This is a genomic window from Chitinophaga silvatica (assembly GCF_003419895.1).
In the GTDB taxonomy this organism is placed as follows: domain Bacteria; phylum Bacteroidota; class Bacteroidia; order Chitinophagales; family Chitinophagaceae; genus Chitinophaga; species Chitinophaga silvatica.
In genome coordinates this window covers 337,875-356,515 of sequence record NZ_QPMM01000004.1, presented here as the reverse complement: position 1 = coordinate 356,515, position 18,641 = coordinate 337,875, and the positions used below count along the sequence as shown (strand labels likewise).

Genomic DNA, 18,641 nt, shown 5'->3' with positions numbered 1-18,641 from the left:
AGACAGTAAGCATTACAATCGCGTAGATCCTGGCCCTGCCGTTGCAAAATGATTAAATCTTAATAATTGATATAAAAAATTAAGGTGCTAAAACATGAGTCTTAGCACCTTAATTTTTACAAAGAATATTATTTACTTAGGTAATCCTACAACTACTATTTCACTATCCAACAACTGCGGAATAAGCAATTTCCTGTTTGCCTTATCTAATGCTATATCAGCTGGTCCGTGCTTTACTTCTTTCCGGGTAACCTCTTTGGTAGCCGGATTATATGTCACCAGAAATCCTGCTTTTTCGCCACTCAGATTTTGCCAGTCAGACAATACAATATTCCCATCTTCCAGCTGAACAATTCCATCAAACAATCCAACCGGAGAGCCACTTACTTCTGTAAATTTTGAACCGTTATCTTTTAACTTTCTGGTAAACAGTTTACCTTGCCCCTTCATTTGTTCCCCCATAGAACAAACATAAACAAGATCAGACTTGCGGTCATACAGTATCCCGTTAGCCCCGGCAATAACACCCAGTTTAGTGGTGGTGCCATTAGAAAGGTTTACCGATAAAACATCACCGGTAAATGAATCTGTTACCAACAGCAGGTTTTCGTTTACGATGAATATATCATTCAGCAGTTTCGCGCTTTTTTCGAGATCAAGATCAAAAATCTTCTTCTTTGTAACAATATCAAATCCTTTTACGTGATCAATATCTGCTACATATAACCTGCTTCCTACAATATCAATACCCTTAGGTGCATTCAATACTTCATCGAAGTATTTTGGCGATTTAACCTTACCGGATTTATCAACGAAAGCGATAGCTCCGTCTCCATCCTTTTTAATTGGTTCCAGCTTCTCACCAATTGATGAAACAAAATATCCGTCTTTATATGCCACAATACTTTCTGGTGATGGCACTCCCTTAATAATTTGTTGAGCTTTAACAAAAAAGGGGGTCGATAAACACAATACAATAGTTGCTAGTCTTTTCATATGAAAGTTTTAAATTCCGATAAAAGTACAATCCATCTACTCTCAAAACTTGTAAAAACTAAAGAATTTAATGTGAATATCAAAGTACCCATAAAAAAATAAGCCGGAGTAAGAGTACTCCGGCTATTACCTAAACCTACAACTGTTACACTGTTAGTAACATATCTTTAATTCTGATGAATTTCATTTAAAGGAACTTCTTCGTAAGAAGCTACCATCCGCTGACGGATGTAACGCTTACCGGATATACGACCTATTCCGAATTTAGCCATGATCTTATCAACGATCATATAAATTACAGGTACTACTATCAGGGTTAAGAACATAGAACTGATCAAACCACCAATAATTACCCAGGCCAATCCATTTTTGGTAGATGCCACACCACCTGTTGCCAACGCAATCGGTAACATACCTATTACCATCGCAATAGTGGTCATCAGAATCGGACGCAAACGTGCATTATTCGCATGTATCAATGCCTGATAAGTACTTTGCCCCTGCTCCTTCATCTGATTGGTAAAGTCTACCAGAATGATCGCATTCTTCGCTACCAGACCAATCAACATAATCATACCCAAAATGGTGAAAATGTTTAAGGTATTATTTGTTAATGCCAGTGCAAGTAATGCTCCGATAATCGCCAACGGAATAGAGAACAATACGACAAACGGATAAATGTAGTTATCGTATAATGCCACCATGATGAGATATACCATCACAATAGAAATCAACAATGCCGCTCCCAATGTACCGAACGAATCGCCCTGGTTTTCTGCATCTCCACCAAACAGGTAGTTGATACCCACAGGTTTCTGCATTTTTTCCAGTTTCGCCGCAAATTCCTGCGTCACTGTACCTGATGGTCGACCCATTACCTGTGCCTGAACCGATACAGAAGTATTTTTATCCCTTCTTTCCAGATGACTGGGACCAGAGCCTTCAGTGATGGTTGCAAATTGTGCCAGCTTAATCAATTGTCCTTTACTATTCTGGAACTGAATATTGGAAACATCATCAAGATTCTTACGGTTAAAGGCATCAAAACGAATATTAATATCATACTCATAATCGCCCTGTCTGAACTTCACTTTCGAATCATCAGCTGTTCCACTGAATGCAGTTTGCATAGTACCACCCACTGCATCTAATGTTAGGCCGAGAGCCGACATTTTATCACGGTCTACCTGTACATTGATTTCAGGGTTACCATTTTCTACTGAAAGCTTTATTTCTGTAGCACCATCTACTGTTCTCAGTGTATCCATTGCCTTTCTTGCAAAGTTCATCACACTATCCAGCTCAGTACCCATTACTACCAGCTCTACCGGTGCTCTTTCAGCTGTACCCAGAATACTTACATCTGTGGTTTTTACCTTAACGCCCGGAAGTATTGCTTTCAACTCTTTTTTAATCTTGGCTGCATAAATATCAGAACCATCTAATCTCTGCTTCGGATCTACCAGCATAACTGTTATCTCAGATTTATAGGCAGTAGATTGAGCAGTACCAAAACCATCTTCACTTGTTTGCCCCACTGTGGTAATCAAACGGGTGATTTCCGGTTTCTTATTCAGATATTTTTCAACAGTACGGGTCGCCTGGTTAGTTTGCTCTACCGATGCATCCTTAGGCATTTCCAGCATAATGATAAACTGGCCACGGTCACCCTTCGGAATAAACTCTCCTCCAATATAACCTTTACCCAACAGCATGAAGGAAGCAAACAACAATCCTACTGCCACTATTACGGTTGCCAACTTATGATTCAGTGCCCATTTCAATAAACCAGTCATCCAGTTGGTGAAGCGTTGTAACTGACCTTCAAACCAAAGAATGAATTTTTCGAAAATATTCTTACCTGTAATATGTTCCAACTTACCGAAGCGGGAAGATAGCAGCGGTACAATCATGAAGGAAGACAACAAACTTAGCATTGTTGAGATCATTACCACCACGCAGAACTCACGCAGGATCTTTGATACCAATTCATTCGTCAGTGAAATTGGTAAGAATACCACCACAATTACCAAGGTAATTGATGTTACCGTAAACCCAATCTCTTTTACTCCATCAAATGCCGCTCTTACCCTGTTTTTACCCATCTCCATGTGCCTGTAGATATTCTCCAGTACCACAATCGCATCATCCACCAGGATACCTACTACCAGCGATAGTCCGAGGAGCGACATCAGGTTTAACGAGAAGCCCATCAGTTTCATACCAATGAAGGTAGCGATCAGAGAGGCCGGAATAGAGATCATAACGAAGAGGGCACTACGAATACTGTGCAGGAACAACAGCATCACAATGGCCACTAGAATTACCGCCAGAATAAGGTCATGAATTACTGAGTCGGCCGATTCAAGGGTAAAGTCTGAGGAGTCATTTGCAATCAGAATTTTCAGTCCGTTAGCTGCATAGTCTTTTTCTATTTTGCTAATGGCTTTTTTCATTTCTTCACTCACAGTTACCGCATTGGCATCTGTTTGTTTCTGCACCTGTAATGCAATCGCATTTACTCCATCAACCCTGGCTATACGTTCAGCATCTTTCTGTGCATCCTGTACGTCGGCTACATCAGATAATCTTACCTGTGTACCATTATCGGTAGTTTTAATTACCAGATTACGCAGCTGATCAACATTCTTATACTTACCGGCCAAACGAATCAAAATCTGTTCGTTAGCAGTTTTTACCTTACCGGTAGGGAAGTCGAGGTTTGCGTTTGTAATCAACTGGCGCAATTGCAGGATCGACATATTAAATGCCTGCAATCTTTTAGGATCCACATTGATCTGGATTTCACGTTCTTGTCCACCTATCAGTGAAACCTGAGCTACACCCGGAAGGCGGGATAATAATGGCTGAAGTTTTTTATCTACCAGATCATAGAACTGCTTATCATCCATGTTTGCAGTAGCAGACAATGTCATGATAGGAAGGTCATCTATCGAGAATTTATTTAAAGAAGGGGCCTTAGCATCGCCAGGTAAATCGGCCAGAATAGCGTTTACCTTACGTTGAGCATCCTGCAATGCAATATCTACATTGGCATCGTTATTCAGCTCAATAGTAATAACGGAAAGGCTTTCGGAAGATTTGGAAATGATTTTCTTAATCTTTTCCATTGATGCGATCGCATCTTCAATCTTCTTGGTTACAGTGCTTTCTACCTCATTTGGAGAAGCACCGGGATATATAGTGGCAATGGTCACCACCGGCGAACTAAACTTAGGCAACAGCTCATAGTTCAGTGCTTTATAGCTCATCACACCCAGTAAGGTGAGGATGGTGAATACAACCACTACTATAGTAGGTCGTTTTATTGATACTTCAGTAATCTTCATGTTTCAAAAAGTTTGATCCTCACTTACTTAGTAGCGTTGCGCTGAACAGATACAGTAGCACCATCGGTCAGGTTGATCTGTCCGCTGGTGATTACAGTTTCACCATCTTTCAATCCTTCACGTACTTCTACCTGATCACCTAAAATTCTTCCTGCTACTACTTTTCTTTTCTTTGCAACATTGCCTTCCATTACATAAACTTCATTGCTGTTTACCCCACCGATAAAGGCAGTACGGGCAACGAATATGGCTTTATCGGTATTGGTATCTGTGAAATTTGCAGTACCATACATACCAGCTTTAAGTTCTTTACCTGCAACATTGCTTACTTCCATTTCAACAGGATAGTTGAGGGAATTATCGCCTTTTGCAGCAATGAAAGTGATAGTAGCATCATATTTTGTTTCAGGGAACACATTAGAAGTAACTTCTACTTTCTGTCCTTTCTTTAAAGTAACAACTTGAGCTTCTGGTACAGATACTGATAGTTTAAGACGGGAAACATCTACTATATCAAACATCTTGTTACCTACAGAGAGATAAGCACCTAGTTCAATATATTTTTTATTGATGATCCCGGAGATTGGAGCTTTCACATAGGTATCGCTCACCCGGCGACTTGCAGCCTCATAGCGTGTTTTAGCGATATCGTACTGTAATTTGGCATCGTCCATTTGTTTACGGGTTACGCCACCAGTTTGGAAAGCACTTTCAAAACGATCTGCATCAATTTTCAACTGATTGAGATTTGCTTTCGCTGATTCGAGATCAGTACCAACAATCTGACCATCGATATATGCAATGATTTGTCCTTGTTTTACAACACTGCCTTCGTCTACCAGCAATCTGGTAACTCTGCCGGCAGCTTCTGCCAGGTAGGAGAGTTCACGAATTGGCTCGAAATTACCATTAGCAAGAAAGCTCTTAGAGAAATCGTTAGGCACAACAGTTTGTACCAGTACCGGTACATCACCAATGTTACTTTGTTTTACGAATTCGATTTTTGATTCGTTGGCTTTTTTATTTGAATTGAGCTTCCACATTATCAGTACAAAAGCACCAACAGTAACAAGACCCCAGATAATAATCTTTTTCATCAGTCAAAATAGTTTTTGTGTTCTATCTTTTTTTCGTTTGTAGATTTAGTTGAGCAAATCTCTCAGACTTCCTTTACTTTTTATAATTTCCAGCTCTGCCATTTTATATTGCAGCAGTGCTTCGTTGTAGCTGTTTTGAGCATCGGCCAGCGATGTTTCAGCATTCAGCAGGTCTGTTAATCCTGCTAAGCCTAGCTTATAGTTATTCTGTGTAGAATAATATACTTCATTGGCCAGATCCATATTTTCCTTCTGAGTAGAAATAGTAGCCAGGTTGCTGCGGATCATCAGTTTAGCATTTTCATAATCAGCGTCAATTGCCAGTTCAGTATCCTCAATTTGTTTATTGATTTGGCGAAGCGCTACGGTAGCCTGACTAACCTTTGATTTACGTCCGAAACCATCGAAAATTGGAATTTTCAGTGTGAGTCCAATAGATGCAGCGCTAAACCAGTTTGTCATGTAAGAAGGATCGGAATTTTTGAAGATCCAGTTATCACTCATCCCGTTATATGAATATCTTCCAAAGAGGGAGAGGGAAGGATAATACTCTGCCAGGTATGCTTTCTTTTGGAAGAGTTGCAGTTCTTCCTGTTTTTTCAGCATTTTATATTCAGTTCTGTTGGCAATATTCATATCGTCGTACCTCAATACACCAGCTGCTTTGTTTTCAATTTCTTTCAGAGAAGCAGGAGGTAAGGAAAATGCCGACTGGATAGGCATACCCATTACACGTTTCAGATTGTTGGTCTGAGTGGCGTATTGGTTTTGTAATTGAGTACGTTGAGTGATATAATTGGTAAGATTCACTTTAATACGATCCAGATCAATTTTTTTAGCTAATCCGTTATCGTATTGCGATTTGGTAGCGTTTACTAGTTCAGTAAGTTTTTCGATATTACCGTTAATGGTGGTGATCTTCTCCTGAGTTACCAGGAGTTGATAGTATAATTGAGAAACGTTGTAGATAACAGTTTCTTCAGATTGTTGAGTTTGGAGTGTATAATATTCTTCCCCGGCTTTAGCAGCTTTCAATCCTGTAAAAACTGATTGATTATAAATCTGCTGGCTAAGTTCGGCGCCTACAGAAGTACTATACTTTACACCAAATGCTACCAATACTGAGCTATCGGCAGGTTTGCCAAAAACAGCACCAGGAATGAGTGATTTCTGTAGCATTAAGTTATCGGAATATGTTGCATTACCATTAATCTGAGGTAAGGCCTGGGCGCGAACTTCCTGGGTTTTGAATTTACCCATATCCTCATCCATTTTAGTTTTCGCCAGTTGTTTATTGTTATTTAGTGCAAACTTCAACGCTTCCTGTAATGACAGTTGCGTTTGTGCATAGCCGTTATACACCCCTATCCCCAGCAGGAGGATAAGCGTTAACTTTAATCGCTTCATAAATTTGATTAGTTAGCGGTAGTCGATTATTATTCGTCGTTTTTTACTTTAGGAATTGGTTGGCCATCTGTTGTCCGGTGGTAGTGGCAATTCCCAGAATATAGTGAGCAGTAACCTGATCCATTACATTTTGCATTTCATACAGATCTGCAGGGTATTGTTCAGGATCAAAAGCAGCTTCCAGTTGCAACTGGCGCATGCGGGCTACGATATTAATATCGAGGGTCTGACGATATAGGCCTTCCGTCATTCCTCGCTTTAAGTTTTCTTTTATGCCATGTAAAACACCATCAGACTTAAACCTTTCTACATTGTTCCAGATATCGGGATGATATTTCTGGAGATCGTGCAACATCACTGGATTCAGGGTTTTGGCCATATTGGTCATATACCTTGTACTGTTCAGTAACTCTTCAATAGCATTGGTACTGGTTTGAATATTATCTTTCAGATAATCGCCATGATTAGTAAGTAATTGCTGTAATCCTTCTCCTACCAGCGCCTGTTTATCTTCAAAATGTTCGTAGACGGTCTTTTTAGATATCCCGCAATCACGGGCGATGTCGAACATTGTAACACCTTTAACTCCATAAATCCTGAACATTTTAAGCGCTGTTTCTAAAATCCTTTCTTTCACCATGATTATCTGCTTACTTATTTAGCCTTTATGCCATTGATAAATACTGTTAATAATTGTTTTTGCTTTTCAATTACCAGTTCAAACATCTCATCATCGATATCCATATCATCAGTTACATGATCGGGAACGGCGAAACGAAGACCAGCTGATGCCTGAACCAGAAGTTCAGCCACTTGTTTAGGATTTTCTACATTAAACTCCCCTGATTCGTTGCCGGCTATGATGATTTTGGTATGCAGTTCAATTTCGCGCTGCATTCCTTTTTTCTTTTCTTCTAAAAAAGTGTTTTTAACATCCTTCAGTAATTGAAAGATCTCGAGTCGGCAAAACTTACTAATGAATAGTTTGCGGATATCAACAATCTTAAATAATGCCTGAGATGCAGATGTCACGTTTTCGGCTTCTTTTTCCATATCACGGAAATAAGCTTCTCCTATTTTCTGCAATACGGCTATGTGCATAGCTTTCTTGTCGGGAAAATAATAATACAATGATGCTTTAGAGCAGTGAAGGTCATCTGCAATTTCATTCATTGTTGTTTTTGAAGCGCCATAGTGAGTAAAACGCTTCAGAGCAGCATCGAGGATTTTATCCCTCATTTCATCTTTTGACTCTGTATGCATTAACTTTTTGACTTTTTTAGTTTCAAGGTCAAAATTAGTGAGTTTTTTCATATTAGTAAGAACTATTGACCTTTTAACAGCTATTTAACTTTTTGATGACAAAAGTCAAAAAGTCAGGATTGAGTATAGGAAAGTATATTATAATATATTTTTATAATCAATAATTGTTTGGATTATAGTTATGTTGATGGAATTATAATGGTTTTATTGTAGGTTGATTATTGAATTTTTGTTGACTTATTACTGGTTAATTATTTATTTAGTTTAGTCCAATACAATTGATGTGAAGGAATATTGAATTCAATTTAAGGGATGGTTGGGGAACCCAATTTGTATGACTTGTTTCCTTTGCCGTAGGTAGGGCAGGGGTAAACCCTACAGGATTTCATCGAAACTATATTTTCATCCGGTAGATATATTTCATGTAAAATGTCAATCTACTAACTTCAATTCTGTTCAGAAACAATTTTACAATTTAGAACCTCTAATTCGCTGAAGCCCTGTAGGGGCGGGGCTTGCCCCCGCCCTACCTACGGTAAAGGAAACTTATCAATCAAATAAAGACGATAAAATCGGAAACTATCTCTCTTAACGTAAAAGCGTTGGGTTTACCCCCGCCCTACCTACGGTAAAGGAACTTATCAAAGACAATACAATCAAGCCCTATCTCTCTTAGCTTAATGGCATTAGGGCAATGCCCGCCCCAAAAGAAACAATTCACTACTCTGCACCAAATATAAAAAGAGGATGTTCCTTTCCAGAAACATCCTCTTTTCAAAATTTATTTATGATGGGAACTACTTCAACTTATCCAGTGCTTGTTGTAATTTCTCAAAAACGGCAGGAATTTCTTCCTTCACACAAGTTCCTACGCTAAGGCGGTACCAGGGAGAATTTTTGGTAGCTCCGAAGGCGTTAAATGGTACCAGGGCCAGTTTGGCTTCATTAAGAATATAGGAAGTAACGGCAGCCTGGTCTGATAATACAGTACCATCGGCGGTTTGTTTGCCTGTCAGGTCGAGTTTTACGGTCAGGTAAATGGCTGCTTGTGGAGCAATGGCATCTACTTTATGTCCGGCACCTTTCAGCTTTTCGAATCCCTGATAGAATTTAACCAGTCGCTCTTCGATTTCAGCTTTGAAGTGTTTCAGGTATTTATCTACATTCTCTTTTTGTGCAAGGTAGCGTGCAGCAGCCTTTTGTTCGGCCATTGGGCTCCAGGCGCCAACATGGGAGAGGATTGATTTCATTTTGCCAATAACAGCAGCGGGGCCGAGAGCCCAGCCAACTCTAACACCGGTAGCAGCGAAAGCCTTACTCATACCATCGATAAAAATGGTATAATCTCTCATTTCCGGGCGAAGGGCAACCGGATTATAATGTTCAGTGCTGCCAAAGGTAAGCACCCAGTACATTTGATCGAACATCACATAGAGGGGCTTTTCATCTGCTCCTCTGCTTTTGTTTTCTGCAAGTACCAGATCACAGATTTCTTCGAGCTGTTGTTTTCCGAAGGCAGTACCGGTTGGATTCTGAGGAGAGCATAAAGCCAGCAGGGTAGCACCTTTCAGAAGTGGTTTCAGTTCTGCGGCAGTAGGCATGAAATTATTTTCAGGAGTAGTTTCCAATACTACGTGTTCTGCTTCCAGGAAGTGTGTATAGTGGTTATTATTCCAGGATGGAGTAGCATATACAACTTTCTCACCTCTGTCTACAATCGTACGGAAAGTAGCATAGATGATAGGACGACCACCGCAGGAGATAACAATTTCCTTTGCAGGGTCATATTTCAGGCCTTCTCTTTCTGCAATAAATTCACTTACTGCTTGTCGCAATTCTGCAATACCATCGGCAGGAGGGTAGTTGGTTAAATGCTCTTTATATGCAGTTATGATTTCCTGTTCAAATTCTGCCGGAATAGGAAAAACCTTTGGGTCAAAGTCGCCAATCGTAAAGTTATAGATCTTTTCGCCCCTGGCCTGCTTTTCTTTAATATCGGCAGCCAGTTTAATAATTTCAGATCCAATCAATGTTTCGGCTAAATGAGACAGTTTCATAACCTTGTATTTTATTGTTTTGGTAAATCTTTTCGCGCGGCAAAATTAACCTATTTGAACATACCATTAAATACAGGGGGATTCTTTTCAAGAATATTAACAAATAAGTTGAGTTATTAAAATTTGTCAAACAAATATTGATTCTCATTAACTTATCAATAACTATTATTCAAATAAAACAACATATGACAGATATGGTTTCGGTTGTGTAAAACGCTATAATATAAGTGTATAAGATGTGATGAAATAAAGAGAATAACAAATCTTACTATCTTTGTTTTACTGTACATTTGACCTTTAAGATAGGTAACATGTGAATTTTAGAGCAAAACGCAAAGGTTACCCGATTGGCAAAAATGATAAGCAAACTTATATAAACCATGAAATTTATTGTTTCTTCCTCTACTTTATTAAAACAATTACAACAGATCAGCGGAGTTATCAATTCGAATACAGTATTGCCAATACTGGAGGATTTTCTTTTCCTGATTGACAAAAACGAACTGACCGTAGTTGCCACAGACCTGGAAACTGTTATGCGGGTGAAGCTGGAGGTGGAAGCTAAGGAAAGTGGAAGAATCTGTATTCCTGCAAAAATTTTGATCGACTCGCTCAAAAACTTGCCTGATCAACCACTCACTTTCCATATTGATCTGAATTCCTACGCTGTAGAAATCACCTCAGACAATGGTAAGTATAAAGTTATGGGCGAAAATCCCGAAAACTTTCCAAAAGAACCGGCAGCAGATGATACTACATCTTTTACAATGACTGCCACCGGCCTCGTTACAGCTATCAACAAAACCTTGTTCGCTGTAAGTAACGACGATCTTCGTCCTGCTATGACCGGTGTATTCTTTGAGCTCTCTCCCGAAAGCCTCACTTTCGTAGCTACTGATGCTCACAGACTTGTAAAGTATGTAAGAACTGATGTTAAATGCCCGAAGGCCGATACCTTTATCGTGCCTAAAAAGCCTTTAAACCTCCTGAAATCTGCTTTGCCAGACAACGATTCTGAAATCAAAGTTTCCTACAGTCAGAACCACTTCTTCGTGCAACACGATGGCGCCCAAATGATTTGTCGCCTCATCGATGCCCGATTCCCTGACTATAAAGTAGTTATCCCTAAAGATAACCCTTACCGCCTCACCGTTGTAAAGAACGATTTCCAAAACGCCCTGAAACGTGTAAGCGTTTTCGCTAATAAGAGCACCAACCAGGTAGCCCTGAATATCACCGGTAGCGAATTACAACTCTCCGCTCAGGATGTTGATTTCTCCTTCGAAGGTAACGAGCGTATGAGCTGCCAATATACCGGCAGTGATTTGCAAATAGCTTTCAACGCGAAATTCCTCATCGAAATGCTCAACGTTGCTGAAGGTGACGAAATTTCCATCGACCTTGCTACTGCTACCAAAGCCGGAATTCTCAGACCTTCCGAAAAAGAAGAAAATGAAGACCTGCTCATGCTGGTTATGCCTTTAATGCTGAATAACTAATTTTTACCTTATATAATAAAAGGCTGTATCAAAATATGATACAGCCTTTTGCTTTTGTAGCCATTAGTAAACAGACATTTTAGAATAAAGGCATCTGTCTATCCTACAAAAAATGACAAATCCTCCCGGGAAGAAATGCAAGACTTTTCCGAAGAAGGATTACGGCTATTTGCACAATACTATACCAACTTGTGGGATTGATTTTGTTTAACCTATATGACTATATTTTTTTACCTCAAACACCAATTTGTTTTTATAGTAATACATAATATTATACCCTCCAATATCTTGACTGTGGCAGAAAAGAACTATTTTATTTATTCTATAATTAGTTGTAATTTTTCACCACGGAAAGCAGTTGATTGATAACTTTTCCCACCCCGTATCCTCGTTAGATTTTGTTTTCGCCTGGTCGAAGAACCGATAATTATCAAGTAAAGCATTAGAAGATTAATCCGTTTTATGGTCAATTTTTTTGAACATATTCCGTCGTCTTTGCGTACCCTTATACTGATAGGAGGATTACTGGTGTTATGGATATTAGAAGGTATTGCACCCAGGTTTCACTTCAAAGGAAACCGGTATCGTCATGCCGGTATTAATCTGTTTTTTACACTTACTACTGCTATTATTAATACTGCCCTTGCTTTCCTGGTTGTGAAAGCAACCAGATATACCTCTCAAAATCAATTTGGCATATTATATCTGGTCAAATTACCACTTTGGCTACATACCCTGCTCGCAGTTATGTTACTCGATTTTATGGGCGCATGGCTCATTCATTGGGTACAACATAAGAAAGCATGGCTATGGCAGTTCCATAAAATACATCATATCGACACAGAAATAGACGCCACCACCGCCCTACGGCATCACCCTGTTGAAAGCCTGTGGCGTGTGGGAGCCTTATTTATTGCCATTTTTATTTTAGGAGTACCATTCTGGATGGTAATGTTCTATCAAAGTTTATCTGTCCTGTTTTCCCAGGCTACCCACGCAAATATTCGCCTACCTCAATGGCTCGACGATTCAATAAGCTGGGTGCTGGTATCTCCGGATATGCATAAAGTTCACCATAGCACTTATCAACCAGAAACCGATTCTAATTATGCCAACATCTTTTCATTATGGGATAGAATTTTTGGCACATTTAAGAAAGTAGAAACAACCAAATTGAAATACGTGCTCGATGAATATCAGGAAACCCGTTATGAGCAGATTGGTACGCTAATGAAAGTACCCTGGGAGCCCTTACCAAATCAGGACATCCAGGTAAAATAATATTCCTTAACCTGTTTATTAAAACTCGAATACATATGCAACATTCAACAACTTTAACAAAAACAGCTTGTTTCTCAGCTCTGATCATTGGCGTTCTTTCCGCTGCCTTTGCCTTCACAACTAAAAATCCAGCTAACGCAGTTACCGCAGGTGCCGTAGCCGCAATTGTAGGTCTGATCTCTCTATTTATTGGAAGAAAAAATATTGACGATATGCAGTTGGCTGCCGCCGGAATTTTTATGGCCGTTGTTGCCTGCCTGGTTGGCCTGTGGCAAATCTATAATTGATAACAGCTATTGTTTCCTGTAATGCTCTGTATAACCTTCAGCAGCATGTATAGGATACAATACCAACGAAGTATCTGATAATGCTCTGATAATAGTTGTATCAACGATAGTAGCAGTATCTTTTACACCTTCTGAATGATTCCAGAACAGTAAGGTGTCGCCCAACAGCTCCCATTTTTCATATACCAATGTATACATATTAATGGATTTAGCTGTACCGTTCTTTCTTAACTGGAAACCCTGAACCTCCCTATCAAGACCCTCTACAGGTCTTATCCATTTTCCTATGAGCTTTGCTGCATCAACATGCAGCGTATCCGCAACAGCAGCGATGCTGTCAGTGATGCCGGCATTACTGCTGTCTGCGATACTAAGCAAACTACTATCCTCATGCCACTCTTCAACTGAAGTCTGCTTACCGCTATGACCACACGCCGCAAACAATACTAAAAATCCTATTAGTGTAAATCGAATCATACCATTAAAATTACAATTTACTCTTTTTAACTGCTCTAAATTTTATTCCCCCCATTTGTATTTGATATTTTTTGGCTACTTTCGTGGCTCTTTAGGGGTGTTTATCCTTCCGGGATAAACTGAGATGATACCCTCAGTACCTGAAGCAGTTAGGACTGCCGTAGGGAAAAGTAGACTGAATCTTTCTCATCTTTACATCCTTAAAGTTTATTGTTTCACTTTTAATTCCAATCACTATGGAAGTGCTTGTAAACAATGAACTTTATGCGGTGCAGCAGGGAACTACCATTGCTGCACTCTTACAGTTTATTCAAATTACTACTCACAAAGGTATCGCGGTTGCTATTAACAACCAGGTAATTCCAAAAGCATCATGGGCAGATAAACCCTTGAATAACGCCGATAATGTAACCATTATCCGCGCCACTCAAGGAGGTTAAACCGCTCCCAATTCTCTAACTACGTATATCCCTTTCCGTATTATCATACGGAACAGGAATCTTATTACTCTTACAAACCGATTTTCTTATGACCACTACTTCTACGGCCATCAGCCGGATACCCCTGCCCGCATCAAAAAAAATTTATGTTGATGGTATTATCCATCCCATTAAAGTAGGAATGCGGGAAATAACTTTAACGAATACACGAAATAATAAACAGGAAACTCCTAACGAACCCGTTGTTGTATACGATACCAGCGGCCCGTTTACCGATCTGTCTATCTCCATCGATCCCGCTGTCGGTATTCCCCGTATCAGAGAGCAATGGATAAAAGACCGTAATGATGTTCTCCAATCCAACAACTCCTTCCGCGCCAAACCCGGCTCCAATATCACCCAACTTAGCTACGCTAAAAGAGGTATCATCACTCCGGAAATGGAATATATCGCCATTCGGGAAAATCAACTGGCTAACAAACCCGGTCTCATTACTCCTGAAATAGTTCGCGAGGAAGTAGCCGCCGGAAGAGCCATCATTCCCGCTAATATCAACCACCCGGAGAGTGAACCCATGATCATCGGCAGAAGATTCTTGGTAAAAATCAATGCCAATATCGGTAACTCCGCTGTTACTTCCAGTATAGAAGAAGAAGTTGAAAAAGCCGTCTGGGCCTGCAGATGGGGGGCAGATACACTGATGGACCTAAGCACCGGAAAAAATATTCACGCCACCAGAGAATGGATCATCCGTAATTCTCCCGTTCCGGTTGGTACCGTTCCTATTTATCAGGCACTCGAAAAAGTAAATGGTAAAGCAGAAGACCTTACCTGGGAAATCTTCAGAGATACACTTATCGAACAGGCCGAACAAGGTGTCGATTACTTCACCATTCACGCCGGTGTACTACTACGATATATTCCACTCACCGCAAAACGCACAACCGGTATCGTTTCCAGGGGTGGATCAATAATGGCTAAATGGTGTCTTGCCCACCACAAAGAAAACTTCCTCTACACCCACTTCGAAGAAATTTGTGAGATCATGAAAGCCTATGATGTTTCATTCTCCCTGGGTGATGGACTCAGACCAGGTAGCATTGCCGATGCAAACGATGCTGCCCAGTTTGCCGAACTGGAAACTTTAGGTGAACTCACCAAAATAGCCTGGAAGCATGAGATACAGGTTATGATCGAAGGTCCGGGCCATGTACCAATGCACCTCATCCAGGAAAATATGGATAAGCAGTTAAAACATTGCCATGAAGCACCTTTCTATACGCTTGGTCCATTAACTACCGACATTGCTCCTGGTTACGATCATATCACCTCTGCTATTGGTGCCGCAATGATCGGCTGGATGGGCACTGCTATGCTTTGCTATGTTACTCCTAAAGAACATCTTGGTTTGCCTAATAAAGAAGATGTAAGACAAGGGGTTATTGCCTATAAAATCGCTGCTCATGCTGCCGATCTGGCTAAAGGTCATCCGGTCGCTCAATTAAGGGATAATGCACTCAGTAAGGCAAGATTTGAATTCAGATGGGAAGATCAGTTTAACTTATCACTTGACCCTGAAACCGCGAAGTCTTATCACGATGAAACTTTACCTGCGGAAGGTGCCAAAATCGCTCATTTCTGTTCGATGTGTGGCCCGCATTTCTGCTCCATGAAAATAACTCAGGAAGTACGTGATTATGCTGAAGCAAACGGACTAAATGATACACAGGCCCAGGAAGCAGGGATGCAGGAAATGTCGGCCTCCTTTATTCAGAAAGGCGGTGAAATATACTCCTGATATGCTTTGGGTAATTACAGCACCACATTTCATCAGGGATGAAGTTTCAATTATCACAGATCTTATTCATGCTGGCGCCAATCGGGTGATCATACGAAAACCCGATTGGAAGCCAGAAGAATACGAACTGTTATTAAATCAACTTCCTTCATCAATCTATTCAAAAATCCTGATCCGTAATCATTATCAATTAGCGGAACAGTACTGCCTTGCCGGTATTCATTGGAATCAAACACCTACGTTTACTACAGGCAAAGAACACTGTACCGGCATTCACAACATTAATGAACTAACTGAAAAGGATAGACGGTTTAATACACTTCTGTTAAGCCCGGTTTTCGATAGTATCTCAAAACCGGGTTACAAGGGCTTACATGCTTGCAAGATTGAAACTCAAAACCGAACAGTACTGGCTTTGGGAGGTGTAAACCATACAAATATTGCGTCGCTTAAAAACTGGAATTTCAACGGAGCAGCACTTCTTGGAGCCATATGGAAACATCCTGAAACCGCTATTCAATCATTCTTAAAAATTCAGAAAGCATGGAAGCAATCAGACCAAAGGCAATGAGTATAGGAGGCCTGGATCCTAGTGGTGGTGCAGGTTTACTGGCAGATATAAAAACATTCGAACAGCATAAGGTAATTGGCTACGGATGCTGTTCTGCCATTACTGCCCAAACATCGGCTGAAGTGTTTTCTGTTTCCTGGCTTTCGAATAATGAAATACTTACACAGGTGCGGCCACTACTGGAAGAGGATCTTCAATATTGCAAAATAGGTATCATGCCTGGTGCTAAAGCTACTCTTGAATTAATTGAAGATTTAAAAATGCTTCAACCAGGTATACGAATTATTCTCGACCCAGTACTCAAAGCCTCTGCAGGGTTTAATTTCCATGCAAGTCAGGAATTCTCTGTTTGGAAAGAAATCTTATCGCTCCTTTATCTGATTACGCCTAATGCAATAGAGGCACAACAATTAACGGGTATCAACAATGCCGAAGGTGCAGCACTGGAACTTTCTGCATCTTGTTCTGTACTACTGAAAGGAGGGCACAGAACTCAACAATTGGGCTACGATATATTGTATACCCAAAACAATATCCATCAATTTTCACCAGGGCCGGAAAACGTATACCCAAAGCATGGTTCGGGCTGTGTACTGTCTGCCGCCATTACTTCATGTTTAGCGAAAGGAATGACACTAACAGAATCTTGCTCTAATGGTAAAAGATATACGGAAAAATTACTGGCCAGTCATTCATCACTCATCGGTTATCACCATATATGATCAGTCAATTACATTATATCTCACAATATCCACATCTCGAAAACATCCAGGCTGCCTGCGATGCCGGTTGCAATTGGATTCAATTAAGAGTTAAAGACCAGCCTGTAGCTGAAATACAGGAATTGGCAACAACGGTAAAACAGCTCTGTGATCGTTATCAGGCTACCCTTATTATCAATGATCATCCTGCCATTGCAGTACAAGTAATGGCTGCAGGAGTGCATGTTGGGCAGGAAGATATGAATGCCGCTGCTGCCCGGCTGGTAGTTGGAGACAATAAGATCGTTGGAGGTACTGCTAATACTTTTGAACAAATAGCACAGCATATTCAAAATAACGCCAGCTATGTGGGAGTCGGACCTTTCAGGTTTACAACTACCAAACAAAAACTAAGTCCAATACTGGGCTTGGAAGGATACAGGCAAATATTAACCACATTAAAACAGAATGAATTGAATATTCCACTGATTGCTATCGGAGGAATAAAACTGGAAGATATTCCGGCGCTGATAGAAGCAGGAGTACACGGCATTGCAGTAAGTGGACTGATCTCTAACAGCAACAATAAAGCCCTGATTGTTAAAGAAATTTATAACCTTTTAAAAGGAAATAACTAATGGAACCATTAAGAATTGCAGACAAGGTTTTTTCCTCCCGTTTATTTACCGGCACAGGAAAATTTGCTTCTAACGAATTAATGGAAAGCGCATTGCTGGTATCAGGAACGGAGCTGGTAACAGTAGCGCTTAAACGAATAGATCAAAATAATAAAGCCGATCAGATGCTAAAACATCTGGCACATCCCAGAATTAATTTGTTGCCAAATACATCTGGTGCCAGAACAGCCAAAGAAGCAGTTTTTGCTGCCGAATTAGGGAGAGAGGCTTTAGAAACCAACTGGGTAAAACTGGAAATACATCCAGACCCACGTTATTTACTACCAGATCCAATCGAAACTTTGCTGGCAGCCGTAGAATTAGTCAAAGCCGGATTTATAGTATTACCCTATATACATGCCGACCCGGTGCTTTGCAAACGTCTTGAAGATGTTGGTGTTGCTGCCGTAATGCCTCTGGGCTCACCTATTGGGAGTAACAAAGGTTTGAAGACTGCCGAATTCCTGGAAATCATTATTTCCCAAAGCAATGTTCCCGTAATTGTAGATGCCGGAATTGGTAGTCCATCCCATGCAGCATTGGCGATGGAGATGGGAGCCAGTGCGGTTTTGGTAAATACAGCTATTGCTACTGCAAGTAATCCGGTTCAAATGGCAGCTGCATTCAAGGCGGGAGTAGAGGCAGGGCTGATGGCACAGCAAGCCGGGCTTTCTGCCACATCAACCCATGCGATAGCAAGCAGCCCTATGATTGCCTTTTTAAATGAATCAGAATCTTAA

Annotated in this window: 17 protein-coding genes and 1 riboswitch; of the genes, 9 read left to right on the top strand and 8 right to left on the bottom strand. The window is 40.4% G+C overall.

Features of this window, described 5'->3' with window-relative positions:
* Positions 1–132 precede the first annotated feature (132 nt).
* From DVR12_RS10950 to DVR12_RS10920, 7 genes are all read right to left on the bottom strand, one after another.
* Entirely contained in the window at positions 133–996 is an 864-nt protein-coding gene (locus tag DVR12_RS10950; protein ID WP_116975715.1) for an NHL repeat-containing protein, read from the bottom strand.
* 167 nt (positions 997–1,163) lie between these two features.
* On the bottom strand, positions 1,164–4,346 hold the full coding sequence (locus tag DVR12_RS10945; RefSeq protein ID WP_116975714.1) for an efflux RND transporter permease subunit: 3,183 nt from the start codon (positions 4,344–4,346) through the stop codon (positions 1,164–1,166).
* A 23-nt stretch (positions 4,347–4,369) separates the two neighbouring features.
* On the bottom strand, positions 4,370–5,443 hold the full coding sequence (locus tag DVR12_RS10940) for an efflux RND transporter periplasmic adaptor subunit (protein WP_116975713.1): 1,074 nt from the start codon (positions 5,441–5,443) through the stop codon (positions 4,370–4,372).
* Between the two features lie 45 nt (positions 5,444–5,488).
* Positions 5,489–6,850 carry a TolC family protein gene (locus DVR12_RS10935; protein ID WP_116975712.1) on the bottom strand — a complete coding sequence of 454 codons (1,362 nt, stop codon included), beginning with the start codon at positions 6,848–6,850 and terminating at the stop codon, positions 5,489–5,491.
* Positions 6,851–6,893: 43 nt separating this feature from the next.
* Positions 6,894–7,490 carry a TetR/AcrR family transcriptional regulator gene (locus DVR12_RS10930; protein WP_116975711.1) on the bottom strand — a complete coding sequence of 199 codons (597 nt, stop codon included), beginning with the start codon at positions 7,488–7,490 and terminating at the stop codon, positions 6,894–6,896.
* A gap of 14 nt (positions 7,491–7,504) precedes the next feature.
* Positions 7,505–8,113, bottom strand: coding sequence for a TetR/AcrR family transcriptional regulator (locus DVR12_RS10925; RefSeq protein ID WP_158563252.1), 609 nt, complete (start codon positions 8,111–8,113; stop codon positions 7,505–7,507).
* Between the two features lie 797 nt (positions 8,114–8,910).
* Positions 8,911–10,170 (bottom strand): pyridoxal phosphate-dependent aminotransferase, encoded by a 1,260-nt coding sequence (locus DVR12_RS10920; RefSeq protein WP_116975709.1) that lies wholly within the window; start codon positions 10,168–10,170, stop codon positions 8,911–8,913.
* A 380-nt stretch (positions 10,171–10,550) separates the two neighbouring features.
* Between DVR12_RS10920 and dnaN the strand changes: the two genes are divergently transcribed.
* The 3 genes from dnaN (at position 10,551) to DVR12_RS10905 (ending at position 13,237) form a co-directional block, all read left to right on the top strand.
* Complete coding sequence (gene dnaN / locus DVR12_RS10915; RefSeq protein ID WP_116975708.1) at positions 10,551–11,669, top strand: DNA polymerase III subunit beta; 1,119 nt, start codon at positions 10,551–10,553, stop codon at positions 11,667–11,669.
* A gap of 462 nt (positions 11,670–12,131) precedes the next feature.
* Positions 12,132–12,950 carry a sterol desaturase family protein gene (locus DVR12_RS10910; protein WP_116975707.1) on the top strand — a complete coding sequence of 273 codons (819 nt, stop codon included), beginning with the start codon at positions 12,132–12,134 and terminating at the stop codon, positions 12,948–12,950.
* A 35-nt stretch (positions 12,951–12,985) separates the two neighbouring features.
* Positions 12,986–13,237 carry a hypothetical protein gene (locus tag DVR12_RS10905; protein WP_116975706.1) on the top strand — a complete coding sequence of 84 codons (252 nt, stop codon included), beginning with the start codon at positions 12,986–12,988 and terminating at the stop codon, positions 13,235–13,237.
* Positions 13,238–13,243: 6 nt separating this feature from the next.
* Here the strand turns inward: DVR12_RS10905 and DVR12_RS10900 are convergent, their stop codons facing one another.
* A complete protein-coding gene (locus DVR12_RS10900; protein WP_116975705.1) occupies positions 13,244–13,714 on the bottom strand; it encodes a lipocalin-like domain-containing protein in 471 nt (156 codons plus the stop codon).
* An 83-nt stretch (positions 13,715–13,797) separates the two neighbouring features.
* Positions 13,798–13,898, top strand: a riboswitch (TPP riboswitch).
* A 52-nt stretch (positions 13,899–13,950) separates the two neighbouring features.
* Between DVR12_RS10900 and thiS the strand changes: the two genes are divergently transcribed.
* The 6 genes from thiS (at position 13,951) to DVR12_RS10870 (ending at position 18,641) form a co-directional block, all read left to right on the top strand.
* Positions 13,951–14,154, top strand: coding sequence for a sulfur carrier protein ThiS (gene thiS / locus DVR12_RS10895; protein WP_116975704.1), 204 nt, complete (start codon positions 13,951–13,953; stop codon positions 14,152–14,154).
* Between the two features lie 88 nt (positions 14,155–14,242).
* Complete coding sequence (gene thiC, locus DVR12_RS10890; protein ID WP_116975703.1) at positions 14,243–15,952, top strand: phosphomethylpyrimidine synthase ThiC; 1,710 nt, start codon at positions 14,243–14,245, stop codon at positions 15,950–15,952.
* Positions 15,936–16,523 (top strand): thiamine phosphate synthase, encoded by a 588-nt coding sequence (locus DVR12_RS10885; protein WP_158563251.1) that lies wholly within the window; start codon positions 15,936–15,938, stop codon positions 16,521–16,523. The genes thiC and DVR12_RS10885 overlap by 17 nt, the downstream gene beginning before the upstream one ends.
* Positions 16,496–17,245, top strand: a complete 750-nt coding sequence (locus DVR12_RS10880) for a hydroxymethylpyrimidine/phosphomethylpyrimidine kinase (RefSeq protein ID WP_116975701.1) — start codon at positions 16,496–16,498, stop codon at positions 17,243–17,245. Before DVR12_RS10885 ends, DVR12_RS10880 begins: the two co-directional genes overlap by 28 nt.
* Positions 17,242–17,862 carry a thiamine phosphate synthase gene (locus DVR12_RS10875; protein ID WP_116975700.1) on the top strand — a complete coding sequence of 207 codons (621 nt, stop codon included), beginning with the start codon at positions 17,242–17,244 and terminating at the stop codon, positions 17,860–17,862. The genes DVR12_RS10880 and DVR12_RS10875 overlap by 4 nt, the downstream gene beginning before the upstream one ends.
* Positions 17,862–18,641, top strand: coding sequence for a thiazole synthase (locus tag DVR12_RS10870; RefSeq protein ID WP_116975699.1), 780 nt, complete (start codon positions 17,862–17,864; stop codon positions 18,639–18,641). Before DVR12_RS10875 ends, DVR12_RS10870 begins: the two co-directional genes overlap by 1 nt.